This is a genomic window from Nostocoides sp. (assembly GCF_037045025.1).
Lineage (GTDB): Bacteria > Actinomycetota > Actinomycetes > Actinomycetales > Dermatophilaceae > Nostocoides_A.
In genome coordinates this window covers 554,995-569,366 of record NZ_JBAOHM010000007.1, presented here as the reverse complement: position 1 = coordinate 569,366, position 14,372 = coordinate 554,995, and the positions used below count along the sequence as shown (strand labels likewise).

The window sequence follows — 14,372 nt, the reverse complement described above, 5'->3', positions numbered from 1 at the left end:
CGCGCCGCAAAGGAGAATCCTGTGCGCAACATCCTGTTCGTGGGCTGTGGTGGTTCCGGCGGGGCCCTGCTGGGCTATCTGATGGACCAGCTGCGCTCCGACCTGCGCCGCCACGGCATCGAGAACCTGCCGGGCGGCTGGGGATTTGTTCACGTCGATTGCCCCCCGGCACCCGATGAGGTGGCCCCTGGTTTGGGGACGGTATGGGATCTGGGCGGCAAATACATCGCGCTGGCGCCTCAGGTCGGGTCCTACGCGATTGTCGACCGGGCGGTGACGAGCGGCAGCGCGGTGGGCCACATCGCAACGTGGGCCCCGCGACGACCCGATCGCGTCAACGTGCCCATTCAACTTGGGGCTGGCCAGCAACGGGTTCTCGGTAGGGTCCTGCTGGCCTCGCGCGCCCCCAGCCTGATCGAGCAGCTCAAGTCGGTCGTCGACGGGATGAAATCGGCCGAGTCGACCAGCCAGATGTATGCCGTAGCGCGGGCGCTGGGGGAGTCGTATGACGCGTCGCAGGCGTCATACACCATCGTGTTGTCGTCGATGGCCGGAGGCACTGGTGCCTCGATTGCCCTCGACGTGTGCCGCATCCTCGGCCAGATCGTCGACAGCTCGTTGATGTCGGTCTTCATGTGTTCACCGGATGTCTTCGACTCGATTCCGGCATCGCTGCGTGCCGGCGTGCGCCCGAACGCTCTGGCAATGCTCGGTGAGATCGTCGCCAGCCAGTTGGGGGAGTCCCATGAACACGATCTGGCACTCCTCGCCGCCGTCGGAGCGCCAGTGACTGGCGCCGCGCCGGTTCCCTTCGCTCGGGTCATTCCGGTGGGGCGATTCCTCGGCACGGCGGGGACGCCATTTGGCGACGGGAATATGCAGACGATCTATCGCGGCGTCGGCCAGTGTCTGGCGGCATTGACCGTGAGCGAAAAGGCGTTGGACAACTACCGCAAGTTCATCTTGGAGAACTTCACTCCACGGGCGCACACCCGGGTGTCGGCGTTCGGGTGGGGCGCCCACAACAACCCCGACATCCAGTGGGGATCGATCGGGTACGCCTCGTTGTCCATGGGCCGAGATCGCTATGCGGAGTATTCCGCACAGCGGATGGCTCGGGCCGCGCTCGACCACCTGATCGGTGGGCACTTGCAGCGTGGCAATCCCAACTCGGGACAACTGCAGGCCCGGGCACTGGTCACCTCCCAATGGCCTTATGTATGCAGCCAACTCGGCCTCCCTGCCGGTGGCGGCCAAGACCCGCAGGCGCTCGTGCGCTGGGTATACGACTTCGGGTTGCCGCGACAAAAGTCGGCGCAAATCGCCCGATCGGTGGTCGAGCGAGGTCTGGCGGCCGAGATGCCGGTCGCGACCGCCGGGATGCCGGCGGAGCAGTTCATGCCGACCCTGATGAACTTCCTGGCCGCCAAGCGGGCTCGGTTGGCCCAGCTGGCCAAGGACGCCGCCTATGCGGAGGCCTACACCTGGGAAGGGGCGTTCGTTGCCCGGATCGAGCGGGTCATCGGCGAGGCCATCGCGACCCATGGGCTGGTCTATGCCAAGGAACTGGTGTCCGTGCTCCAGGAGCACCTGTCCGGCAACTATGGCGCTGCCGGGTTGGCGGCGCTGGGCGCCCAGACGCCTGATGCGGAGCAAATCCCACCGGCCGTGGGTGAACTGGCGTCCTCGGTTCGAGGGGTGATCAACCGCGGGCAGGAATTGGCCGATCAGGTCCGCGAGCGTTACCACGCCATGATCGACGTCTCCGCCCGAGGGCAGTGGTGCGTCCTGGCGGCCCAGATCCTCGGCGACATCTCCAGCGGTGTGCTCGCTCCCCTGGGCGAGGCCGTCATGGCCGCGTTGCGAGATGTCGAGACCGCCCAGCAGACCGCCGCCACGCGCACGGGCCTGGCGACGGTCGCCACCTACCAGTACGCCCTATGGCCTGCGGATGGGGAGGCCATTGTCGATGCCCGATGGAGCGCCGCCGACAACGAGGTCTTGCTCACCCCGGCCAGCGCCTTCCCCGACCAATATCTGCGAGACCAGGCCGCCGCCTGCAAGTCCGACGGCGACGAGGCCCCACCCGCGCCCGCGGAGGCGCGCCGGCGGACCATCCAGGCGGTCGTCACCGGCCTGTGGGCGACTGCGGGCGGCTACTCACCACCCGGCGGCCTGATCACGACCGATCCGCCGTTCGTCGCCAAGTCGCTGCCCATCGACCCGGCCACCGGCAAGCCGCAAATCCCGACCCGTGCGGTTTACACGGTGCATGTCACGGCGACCAACGTCTTGGACCGGGCGCGGCAGTACGTCAACCGGACCCAGTCCTCGTTCGCCATCTTCGTCGGTGAGTCCATCCGGTCCTATCTCGACTCCGGCGGCGGACACCGCGGGGACGAAGTCGTCGGCAAGTTCCGTCAGGTTCTGACCAAGGCGGTCCCCTTTGCCCAGGTCAGCCCGCAGGTTGTGGACGAAGTCCATGATGGCCCGGCAACGGTGAACTTCTTCTTCTCCGACATCCCCTTCGCCGGCCTGCCGATCGCGGCCGAGTTGGAGGCCCTGGTCACCCAGGACGCCTCGGTCGATGCCCTCACTACCCAGAACCTCACGCGCGCGCTGAGCCAGGCTCCGGCGACCCGCATCGACGTCTTCGGTTACTACCCCAACGAATTGCCGGTCGTCTATTCCGGCCTGCTCGAGCCCACCCGGTCCCAATGGGCGCAGTCGCTCTCCGCGGATGCTCGCACTACGTTCTGGCACGGGCGGCGCAGCCGGCCCCTTCCCGCGGCGCTGGCGCTGAGCAACGCCGAGCGACAGGCGATGATCGGTGGCTGGTTCCTGGGGCAGATCACCGGCGAGATCGAGATCCCGCCGCCGCCCTACACCCAGCCCGTGCGAGTGTGGGACCACCAGAAGAACACCTGGCAGCCCTTCCCCAACCCGCTGCTGACGCCCCCGGAGCGATTCCTGCGCAACTTCGACTGGCTCCCTGCTGTCTTGGAGTCCCATTTGCTGGCCGTCGCCAACTTCGGAGCTAGCCCGGTCGGGCAGGCCATGGCCCCATATGAATCGCTGCGCCGGCTCTGGGACGACAACCCCGACGGACCCACCCAGGTGGCCGCGGGAATGTTCCAGCTGCGCGCCGCGGGCGCCATCGCGAACTGGCTCACCGACGGCCGGACCCCGCCGGGGCCCGGCTCCCGTGTGCCCGGCCTGGAGCCCACCTCCACCGGAGAAGAGCGCCGCACCGCAGCCTTGGAGTGGCTCAACTCCATCCTGAGCCTCGTCACCGAGCACTTCGACAGCAACGGTCGCGGGGAATTCGCCCAGATCCACACCGCGGATCAACGCGAAAAGGTGCCCTACTTCCGCGATCTCGCGCCCGATTTGATGGTCGTCCTGCCACGCCTAATCGACACCGTCACCGACGCTCCCATCGGTGCCGCCGACCCGGGCACCACCGCGCTGATGAACTCCACGTTCTAAAGACCAGGATCGTATGCCGATGAATGACTTGACGATTATCGTCACCGAGAGCCCGGGCCTGGCGTGTATTCCGGCTGCCTTGCGAGATTGGTCGGCTGCCGGCCTGATCCGGCCCTTTGTGTGGGTCGCGCGGCCCGACGCCGCCGGGCGCGCGTTGGTGGCGCGCCTGATCGAGGCGGGGGATGTGACCGTCTCCTCAATGGGGGACATTCTCGCGCGCCGATCCCCTGCTCATGTGCGGATTATTGCTTTGACCAGCGACCTCGAGCCGGGAGCCGACTCCACCCAGGCGGCCCAATTCGTCCTCGCCGGAGTCCGCGAGGCGGGCGGCCAGATGCGTACCACCCAGGCGCAGGTGCTCGTCACCCGGCTCGGCGTTCGCACAGCGGCGTTGACGGCGATCGTTGGCTGGCACAACCTGGTCATTTCCCCCGACGATGCCTCCGGCCCGGCCCGTGCCCACACCACACTGGAAGGCACGGCAACCGACGACGACGTGGCGCGGTTCGCGCTGCCTGCCGTCGCGGTGATCGGTGCGCTCTTCGACAGCGTCGATGCCGGCCCCCTCGATGAGCAAAATCCCCCGCCCGGCGCGTCATTTAGGGTGCTGCGCGCCTTTGCCCGCCACCTCGACGGAGGAGCGGTGCGCGAGGCGATGCAGGCCCAGGTGCTAGGGCTTTCGGAGGGCTATCCCCTCGTTTACGAAGGGGGGACGACGAGCGCGACATATATCGAGAACATCGACCGGGCAAACCTCGACATGGCGGCCGCCCTGTGGAACCGACACGGCGATGTCTTGATGAGTGCGCGGCGGCAGCCGCAGGTGCCGCCGATCGAGTCGCTCACCCTCTGGAAAGCATTCCGGATGCTGTGGTCGTTCCTGTGGGCGGCGTTGAAGAACGCACCATTGGATTGGGCGAATCGGGTCATCTACACAGGCAAGGCCTGGGCCGCCAATGCGGCGACCAAGGCGATCTTCGGCCACAACAGCGCGTTCGCCGTGGTGGTGGGTGGGGTGCGAGGTGGAGACGGTGGGAATTGGGAGGCGCAGGTCCGCGCGCTCGGCGATCTGGAGAGTAGCCTCGGCCCGGCGGGGGAGGGTCACCAGGTCCACGCCCGGCTCGACAGTCTTTGGCAGGATTTCGTCGCCGGCGGACTGACGCTGCTTGACGGGCAGCCGCGACGATCCGATATGGACGCGACGCGCATCGGCACCGAACTGGGAATTCTGCGCTCCGGTCGGATGCTCGCGCCGTCGAGCGTCACGGATGCGTTCACGGAGATCCCTGGTGGCGTGCGCGCAGCGACCCGGACGGATTCGCTCGCGCCGTATGACGCCTTGGCGATTCGCCGCTTTGCCCACGCGCTCAACGGCTTGGCCGCCGACCCCGTGGCCGGGGCCGAGGCGAGCGGGGTCGTGGAGAGGTTCCAGGGCTGGTGGCGTCGGGTCGGAACGACCTATACCGCCAAGGTCGCCCTGCGGCTGTCCGATGAGTTCGAGCAGCGACTCGCGGAGATTGCCGAGAACACCAAGATCCTCCAGGCGGCGGCGGCAACCTCCGGACTTCCCGATGAGATCCGTCAGGAGCAGGGGCGTCTGGCCAAGCGGATGCGCCTGCTGGTCATCGTGGCACTCGTGCTGGTCGTCGCCACGGTTGTTCTCGGCGCGCTGTCGATCATCGCTTGGCTGATCGCCGCAATCGCGATCGCCGTGTGGATTCTCGGGTGGCTGATCGGGTCCGTGATCACCTTCATGCGGGGACAGCACCGCTTGTTCCAGCTGAAGAACATGCGGGCGCAAGCACTGGGCAAGGCCGATGCGGCCGAATACAACCTCGCCGCCGCGATCCGCGACGCGCGGCGCTGCGGCGATGCCTATCGGCTGCTGCAGTTGTGGGCGGAGGCCCTGGCCATCTTCGCGGGCGATCCCCTCGGACGCGCGAGTGCCGAGGGCAGCGATGGTCGCGGACCAGGCACGGATCATCCCCTCGCCATCCAATTCGGCCGGGCCGAAGTCAACGACCTGGAGGTCGCCCGCAGGGCCACCCAGATCCGGCGCCAGGTCTTCCCGGTGGGTTGGCTCGACGGTGTCTGGGGGACATTCCTGGCCTCGGCCGGCTCACTTCTCGGCGCTCGAGGGACCGTCCTGCTCGACGAGCCCCAACTGCTCTACCGCCAGCGAGCGATCCAGGAAGACACCCTCTTGCCCATGTGGGTCGCCGCACTCCAGCGCGATGGAGTTCCGGGAGTCGCCGGGGCCGACCTGTGGGACGCGATCGTGTCCGCACTGCAGACCACGGCACGCCCCCAGCTGGAGGCCCTACTGGGGCACGTCCGCACCGAGAGCGGGGCGACCGAGACCCTGACCGAGTTCCTCGGCGGGCTGACCGGGCAGGTTAGCCACCCGACCGGGTTCCCGAGTGAACTGTTCTCTGCGGCAGCCGTCACGCGAGACCTGACCCGACCGGTGACCACGTGGTGCGAGGAGCGCGCCGAAGGGCTGTCGAGGACTGTGGTTCTCACGCAGTCCTCCGACGCGATGCCGCCGGAGGATCTGCAACCGCAACAGGATTCGCCGGGGAAACCCCGCCAGCCTGACCAGACGATTGGGTCCGCGGAGACTCCGATCCCTGGGCCCCGAGACCCCGAACCAATCGACAACCGCGTCTTTTGACTGTGAGGATCCGTCGTGTGTGACCAGAAGGACTGCATCCTTCTCCGTTGGCGCGCCGCCATGGTGGCCAAGGGCGTCTCACCGTTGCCCTCCGAGGCCGAACTGAGCGCCATCTGTGCACACGGCCGGATCCCCGACCAGCCGTCCCCGGTCGTCGCGCAGTGGGGACACGTCATTGCCTTTCTCCAGAGTCAGAGCCGATTCGGCGTGACCTGGGAGGCGGTGCATTTGACGCCGGACCTGTTGCGCCCCGCCCCGCTGGCCCCACGGGAAAACAACCCGTCACCCGACTCCCCAGATCGGCCGGCAAAAGCCACCACCGGACGCCCTGGCAGTCCGATGGAGCGACTGCGGGCCTGGCGTGATCGCGCAGTTCAGGACGGACGCCTCGACGCGCAGGCAGCGAACGATCAGTCGCTGATGCGTCTGGTCGCGCCCATGCGGTCGCCGGATGACGTCGGACACCGGGTGAGCAGTCTGGCCGGGTTCGCCCGCGAGATCTATGACCTGCTTACCCAAGCCTCGCCACCGTCGGTGACGGCCGCGGACTCCGTCGATGACGTCGTCAAGACGAGGCCACGCAGTTCACTTACCAGCGAGAGCCCAGAGTCGTCACCTCGAGAGCCTGCTGCCACCAGCAGCCCAGCCTCGCCACGAACACCGTGGAACCCGTCGACGTCCACGCCAATCTACCCACCCACGTCGTGGTATGCCGGGGCCGCGGGGTCAACGCCGGCCCCCCAGGCCAATTCCCTGGCGCCCGCTAAGTCCTCGTCTGCGCCGAGTGCGGCTGCGCCGGACATTCGACCGGCGCAGGGTGACAGATCAGCTCCTGGAATCAGCCGCTCGCATGCTGCGCCGGCACCGTCACCAGTCAGTCCCATTGCACCACCGAGTCCCACCTCACGTGCTGGTGCCGCACCTGCTCCTCCCGCACCAGCTCCTCCCGCACCTGGTCCCACCGCGCCGGCGCCACCAGCGGGCTCGGACGTTCGTGGGGAGAGCGACGCGGATGGCATCGACGATCTCGCTGCCGGATACGCCGAAGCGACCAGTGCGGTAGCTATTCCCGTGACGACGAAGATCGATTGGGCGCAGACCGAGGCGGGGAGCGCCTATCACTGGCCCGCCGACCCGGCGCCCGGGACCATTTACCGCGTGATCGTCTCCGGTGAGCGCCCGTTGCTCCCCGAGATGGGCGAGCTGCTGAGCGCCACGATGTCGACGTCGGCCGTTGATCCCGAGCCCGTCAGCAGTCTCTTCCGCTACGTCCAGGTGTGGGCCAACAGCGGGGAGTCGATCGCTGCCGCAAAGGCGAGCCAACCGCGGCTGATTGCCGAATGTGTTCGCGTGGGCATGATCCAGGGGCCGTCGGGCGTGCCCGACTACGGTCAGGTCAACCTGGCGTGGACCTGCCCCAGGGGCGCCGAGCGGGTCCGGGTCTATCGGCTCTCGAGCGGTGACCCCTCGGGCCATGGCGCAGACCTGCGTGAAGTCGAGCCCGGGAGTACCAACCTCGCCGGATGCGTCGACCGTGGCGGCGAGGCTGGCACGACCTACACCTACCGCATGGTCGTCGAGGCGCGGGATGCGCGCGGGGCGATCGAAAGCTCGGATCCGGTGCACCTCGACGTGGAATGGCCCGCGGTCCTTCGTGAGGTCACTGATCTGACGATCCATCAGATGCAGCCACCAACCAAGTTCGAGCCGGGAATCGTCAACCTGGAATGGACGCCACCGTCCGTGGGCACGTGCATCATCTTTCGGGTCGATCAACCGATTGTGGCCGGCATCGTCGGGGTTGAAGTCGATAAGGGCGCGCTGCCGCAGATGGGGCTCACCGACCGGGAACAGTGCCGCAATCCGGTCGAACTGCCCGACGGGCCCGGCACGGCCCAGATGCTCGGCGTGGTGTGGCCACCCAACTGGCCCCGCGTCCATTTCGTGCCGGTGACCGTCCTGGGAAACCGTGCCCTTCCCGGGAAGCCGGTCACTGATGAAAGCATCGTCCCGCCGGGTGATCCCCGCCTCGTTGACCGGGTGACCGAGCAAGTCGTGACCTTCGTCTGGCCACCGGGGGCGACCTACGTCCGGGCACACGTCGGCCCGATCGGCGCGGACGCCACGTCGGTGTGCGGCGGGACGGCCTTCTGCCAGGTCTCGGAGGAGGACTACCGCCGCCACGGCGGGATGCGGTTCTCCGCTCGCTTTCCCCAGGACGCCGCGATCTTCCTTACGGGTGTCCGGGGCGAGGTCACAAGCGCAGCGTCCAGCGTGCCCTTCGCAAAACGGCTGCTGATTCACTACTCCGTCGAGGTCCGCCGGCGCTATCGCGTCGGACCCGTCGACCACGCCAGGATCGTCCTGTGGGCTCCCCATGACCAGGTCACCGGTTCGCCGCCGTTCCTGGCCGTCTTCCGCGACGACCGCCTGCCGATGCATGCGGGCGATGGGAAGGTCTTGGAAGCCGTCCCGGACGACACCCCGGATGCAGTTCGTAGCCTGGTGATCAAACCTGCGACGCTCATGGGGGGACAAGGCTCGCCGCGGTGGCGCGTGCTGATACCTGGGGGCTCGGCGCGCGGCTACGTCCGCCTGTTCGTTGCCCCCTCGGTCGGGGTCGACCGATTGAGCAAGATCGTGGTCCTCGATCCACCTGTGGCGCAATTGCGGTGGGGATCATGACGGATGTCGCTGGCAGGCCGACCAGCCGGTTCGCCCAAATCGCCTACACCTCCAGCCGTGGCGGTTTCGGCATCCACTCCGAGGCGGGGGAGCCCACCGCGGCAGAGAAGGATGTGCTCGTGCGCGGAGCCGATCCCGAGCGCACCGACTTCGGACAGCAACTGCCCCGGTTCGCTGCGCCGGACGAGGTTGCTCGGTTCAATCGCAACCTCGTCTCCGTCTCGCTGGACGAGCACACGACCGCCACGTGGCACAGCGCGCCGGCAGGATCGGACCAGAGCGGGCGACCGGGGAATGTGTTCGTGCATGCCGTGCTCGACCGGACGTCCGCGCATCACGGGGAACGCGTCATCGACACCTGGCGCTCCCCGGACTGGGTCACGCCATACGGTGCATCGGAAGTCGGGGCCGCTGCCTTACCCGCGGTGGCGCCGAGTTCCGGGGAGATGGTCGGGCACCGGCCCGTGTGCGACTTCCTTCTCGACCCGGCCGTGTGGCGCCTCGGCGTGTTGTCGCGGCTCTGCGACGAACTGGCAATTCCCCGGGGAGAGCGTGGCCCGGTCGTCCTTGGCGTCTCGAGCCCGGATGCGGGTGCCTTGTGGATCGGAGCGCTCGCTCACCTGATGTCACCCGGCGCTGCCGCCCAGTTTGGCTTCGGCGTCTGGGAGACCAGCCGTGCCCTTCAGTCAGACCGTGCCCCTCGACTCGAGCTGATCTGCATACCGACCAGCGGTGTCGATTCCGTCCGCGAGCGATTCCCGAAGTTGACCATCCTGCGCGAAACGGACGACTGCCCCCTGCGCGAGTGGAGAGCTGACGGGGCGCCGGGAGGGGACGCGTGGGGGGCTCTCGCTGTGGGGATGTTCAGTCTCGCCCCGGATCCGGAGGTGGTTCTCCTCGAGGTCGACGACTTGGCGCGCCGTGTCGGCGACCACGGCTTAGTCCGGCACTGGCCGTTGGCCATGGCCATGGCTCGTCGATTGGACAGCTGGGACTTCCTCTCGCACCCGATTGCCGCCGCGTTACGGGCGGGGACGCCGCCGGAGCTGGCGGGGCACCTCGACCTCATGGACACGACGGTGGACCTGGTCGCCCGCCACACCGGTGAGTCCGCCGCCGATGCTTGGGCAGCGGTGACGGACGCTGCCCAAGGCCCGATCACATCGGTTCTGCAGAGGATCTACGTTGGGCGCGCCGTCGCGGACGACGCGTGGCTCACCCAGGGAGGCGGCGCACCGGCTCGCCGGGACCCGACGTGGGATCCCTCGGGCGACCTTGCCCTCAGCACCGAGGTCGCAGTGGCTCTCAATCGGATTGCGGCGTATGCCGATCCACTGACTCGCGCCGTCACGATGGTGAATCTCGCCGACCTACTCGTGCGCGTTGGCTGGCCAACCACGGACCCGGACGCTGTGCTCGACGGGCGCCTGGTCGGCGCTCTCGATCACGCGGTTCGTCCCGCGTTGGCCGATCCCGCCGTGCGTGACCGGCTGACGTCGATGATCCACCCCTGTGAAGGCACCCGCCAGGACCTGCTGCGGCCGGCGCTCGCGGACTGGCCGATGGACGTGCGCACCCTGGCCCCGAGTCCCGTGGGTCACCGGGTGCCACCGGAAGTGTTGGACTGGCTCTATCCGGGGGAGGAGGCGACCAGCACGAGGTCTGCGTGGCCGTCTCAACTCGACCTCGAGGCGCTCGCTCGCGCGGCGGTGGACGGAGTGAGCGAGACACACCGAGCCACGGCCAGAAGCCAACTGCTCGAACATGCGATCACCCTGCCCGCGCCCGAGCGGGACGGCGAGTTCGCCGAAATCCTCGCCGCCGTTGGCGAGTCCAGCCCCTTACGGGCGGCCGAAGCGCGCCGGCTCATCTCGGCCGGGCACCATCTGTCGGATGCCCAGGTGGCTGCCGCCGTCGTCGGTGCCGGCGACGCCGAGGCGAGCGACGTTCTCAGCTTGTTGCGGGACCTCGTTCCGGCCGCCGACCGACCCGGGATTGCTAACGCTCTTCATGTCCTCCACCTCATGACCCAGCCTGCCTGGGGCGCCCCCACCGTTGACGTCGTTGTCGATCGTTACGCCGACAAGGTCCTCGAGGCCTTCGATGCGCTGTGGCTATCCGCACGCCAACCCGCGGGCCCGTTCTGGGCGGGCTACATCGCCGCTGCCGCCGAGTTCGCGAACCTGAATCAGGCCGCCTCTGGGGCCCTGGCGGCGCTGCAGCCCCCGGGCGTTGCGCCCGGGGCGGCTGCCCTCTTCGCCTCCCTGCTTAGCCTGCCGATGACCGAGCAGACCACCGCCAGACGCCTCGACGTCATCGCCGCGCGAGCCATGGTGTGCGACCCCGGCTTCCCCAAGCCGTCGGCGCCGACCAGCCCGCATATGGTCACCCACGCCATCCTCGATCCGAGCGGGCAACCGGCGTTGACGGTTGGTCTGGCGCAGTACTTCGCGGGCTTGGACAAGGAGGCTCTGACCGCCTGCCGGGACGGCCTGTTGAACGTGACGTCCGCAAGGTACGGAGAGGACCCCGAGATCCTGGACTTTGCGCGCAGCTGGTTCGGACGAGTCAGTGGGAATCGAGGAGTCGGCGAGCGGCTCCGAAACGTCGGCGGCCGGATCTTCGGCCGATGAATTGCAGCGCGGGAATTTGCCGCAAGGGAGAATCACATGGCGAACTATGAGCTGGGAGAGCGCCCGGTACGACTGCGCCGGGGGCGGGTGACCTTCGAGGCGAGGATCGGGGAAGAGTCGGTCCCTGTTCGTTTGCGCACCGCGGATCCGGGTGCCCCCATCGGGGGGCTATGGATCCCGCAGAGTGTCGGCTATCTCGGCATGTTCAATCGGGACGCCAAGGACTTGCCCCGCGAGGTGACGCTGTCGGTCGCCCAAGCCAGCGGGAGTCCCTTCCCGACGAGCCCTCCGTTGCGCGTGGCCGCCTCCGTCGGTAGCGATGTCATCGCATGGAGCGTCACCGGCCTGGGTGGGATGCCCGCCTGCGACGTGGTCACGCTCACCGTGGCCGATGACTGGCTTGAGTTCGCTCGCCCAGCGGGCATTCTCGAGGAGGACGTCCTGACCCCCAAGGCGACTCGGATGGCCGCGGCTGCGCGGCACGCGCTGGGTGTGGCAAGCGTTCCCGAGACCCAGCGTGCCCATGTCGTGGTGGTGGTCGATGCCTCGGGTTCGATGAAGACGGCCCGTGCACGCGACTGCCTCAATGAGGCGGTGGAGGCACTCACGGGGATACACGCGATGCTCGGCGGCAAGAGCAAACGCCTCGAATGGCATCTGGCTACCGCGCCACAGTGCAGCTTCGACAACGCCGAGGCATTGCTTGTCGCGTTGGACGCGATGCCCTACGGCCTGGGTTGCTCGCTGGACCTACCGAGCATCGCCAGCACGACCGGGAACGAATTGACCGTTGTCTATCTCGTCAGCGACGACGTTCCCGGCAGGCTGGCCGACTTCGTCGACGTCGCGATGCAGGCTCGCCACCTGGTTGTGCTCGCCAACCCTTCCCCAGCTCCGCCGACCGTGGGACCGGTGGATGTGACCGTCTGGCCCGCTGGTCCCCTCGACGATGCTCGCCTGCCCAGCCTCGCCAAGGATCTACTCCGGGGCTGCTTCGACGCCAACAGCGCCTGCGGACGAGCGGTGAGCACATGAGTAAATGCCCGTTGTGTTTCAGTGATTTGGACCCCACTCGTGCGCGCTTTCATTGCGCAAACAGCGAGTGTTCCGAGGAGTCCACGGCTGAGCCGCTAGCCGAGGCCTATCTCGGTAATAAGTTCACGGTCAAGCAGCATCGGGAGGAGGTGCGGCCCAGCGACTTCCGGGGGACCTGGCGGCCGTCGGGGGATCAGTTCTGCACCTCCTGCGGCCACGAGATGGAACGTGCATGCACCGTATGCCGCTATCAGATACCACAGGATATCGGGGAATCCGATGTGACGTGCGTTGCGCTGGCCGGGGCGCGGGCGACCGGCAAGTCCGTCTCGATCGGTGTGATGCGACTGTTCCTGGAGAAGCTCATCGAAGAGCTTCGGTCGTCGCTGAACTTTGAGCAGCGCTACTCTCGAACGGATGAAAGGGAGGAATACATCGAGCAAATTCTCACCGGCAACATCTATCCACCGACTCCTCCCGGAACTGCCCGGTCGGTTATGTACAGCCTCGGCCAGATCGGCGGCAAGCGTCGCTACCTCGCCATCCGAGATATTGCCGGCGAGGACTTGGAGGTCAACAGCAGCCGCATCAACTTAAGCTTCCTGGGTCGCGCCGATCTCATCATCTTCCTTTTCGACCCGCTGGCGATCCGGAGCATCCGCGATGCGCTGGAGAACCTTATCCCGCCCCAAGAGAGACCGAGCGCGGAGCAGGAGCCGCAACGGGTCCTGCAGAACGTGCTGCGATACATCGGCTCCGGCCGGCCGCACCTTGCGGTTTGTCTGGCCAAGGTCGATGCCCTGCAGACGCTGGCGGGACACAACAACCCGATTAGTCCAGTCTTCGCCAATCCGGGAACCACCCTGGTCCGCGAATCAACGCAACGGACCCAGGGCGCCGGCCCAGGATATGACGTCGATGCCGCCGAATTGCTGAGCGAAGAGGTGCGTTCGACGTTGATGCTGCTCAATGGGACCGTCATCGTCAATATGGTCGAGAATCCCGCCAACAAAACGGTCTTGCCGCATCGCTTCTTCGCGACATCGGCGTTGGGTGATGCGGCGAATGGTCAGGTTCTGCCGCCACGCGGGATCACCCCGTTCCGCGTGCTGGACCCACTTCTGTGGATATTCCACAAAAAGGGGATTATTCCCGCAATAGTCTCCGCTAGATAGTAGTTAGTCAACGAAAGAGAGAAGAACAACATGGCAATCAACCTGTCCAAGGGCGGCGTCGTCTCCTTGAGCAAGGAGTCCGGACCGGCTCCGCTGGACCGCATCATGATCGGCCTCGGGTGGGACCCGGCGCAGGCCAGCGTCGAGTTCGACCTGGACGCGTCGGTCTTCCTGACCGACTCGTGGGGGCGATGCGCATCGGACGGTGACTTCGTCTTCTATGGCAGCAAGGTCCACTACTCGGGCGCCGTGACGCACTGCGGCGACAGCCGAACCGGCGAGGGCGAGGGCGACGACGAGGAGATCCTGGCCGTGCTCAGCCAGGTTCCCGCGCAGGTCGAACGTCTACGAGTTGTCGTCAGCATCCACGAGGCCGCGGGCCGAGGACAGCATTTCGGACAGGTGCACAATGCGTTCATTCGCGTTGTCAATCAGAGCGACAACCGGGAGCTGGCGCGATTCTCGCTGACCGACGGCGCGGCCGGTCAGGACTGCCTGATCTTCGGAGAGCTTTTCCGCGAAGGGACAGAGTGGCATTTCCGCGCAATCGGTGACTTCAACATGGGCGGTCTCGCCGGAGCGTTGTCGGCGCACGGGCTCCTCGCGGGCTGACCGGGACGGCGCTGGCTGCCAGGCCGGCATGCCCGGGAAGAAGAGTCGGCTGCCCGCGGTTGACTAGGG

At 67.2% G+C, this 14,372-nt stretch carries 7 protein-coding genes; all 7 read left to right on the top strand.

Going from position 1 to position 14,372, the window contains the following annotated elements; genetic code table 11:
• The first annotated feature begins 21 nt into the window (after positions 1-21).
• The 7 genes from V9G19_RS07365 to V9G19_RS07335 all read left to right on the top strand — a co-directional run bounded on the left by V9G19_RS07365 (position 22) and on the right by V9G19_RS07335 (position 14,303).
• Positions 22-3,489, top strand: coding sequence for a tubulin-like doman-containing protein (locus tag V9G19_RS07365; protein WP_462284818.1), 3,468 nt, complete (start codon positions 22-24; stop codon positions 3,487-3,489).
• 19 nt (positions 3,490-3,508) lie between these two features.
• A complete protein-coding gene (locus tag V9G19_RS07360) occupies positions 3,509-6,163 on the top strand; it encodes a hypothetical protein (protein WP_462284817.1) in 2,655 nt (884 codons plus the stop codon).
• 1,071 nt (positions 6,164-7,234) lie between these two features.
• The gene (locus V9G19_RS07355) at positions 7,235-8,848 is read left to right on the top strand and encodes a hypothetical protein (RefSeq protein ID WP_462284816.1); all 1,614 of its coding nucleotides are present in this window, start codon (positions 7,235-7,237) and stop codon (positions 8,846-8,848) included.
• Positions 8,845-11,481: a GAP1-N2 domain-containing protein gene (locus V9G19_RS07350; RefSeq protein WP_462284815.1), complete on the top strand. Its 2,637-nt coding sequence runs from the start codon at positions 8,845-8,847 to the stop codon at positions 11,479-11,481. The genes V9G19_RS07355 and V9G19_RS07350 overlap by 4 nt, the downstream gene beginning before the upstream one ends.
• A gap of 36 nt (positions 11,482-11,517) precedes the next feature.
• A complete protein-coding gene (locus V9G19_RS07345; protein ID WP_462284814.1) occupies positions 11,518-12,516 on the top strand; it encodes a hypothetical protein in 999 nt (332 codons plus the stop codon).
• On the top strand, positions 12,513-13,691 hold the full coding sequence (locus V9G19_RS07340; protein ID WP_462284813.1) for a hypothetical protein: 1,179 nt from the start codon (positions 12,513-12,515) through the stop codon (positions 13,689-13,691). Before V9G19_RS07345 ends, V9G19_RS07340 begins: the two co-directional genes overlap by 4 nt.
• A 30-nt stretch (positions 13,692-13,721) precedes the next feature.
• Positions 13,722-14,303, top strand: a complete 582-nt coding sequence (locus V9G19_RS07335) for a TerD family protein (protein WP_462284812.1) — start codon at positions 13,722-13,724, stop codon at positions 14,301-14,303.
• Positions 14,304-14,372 lie beyond the last annotated feature (69 nt).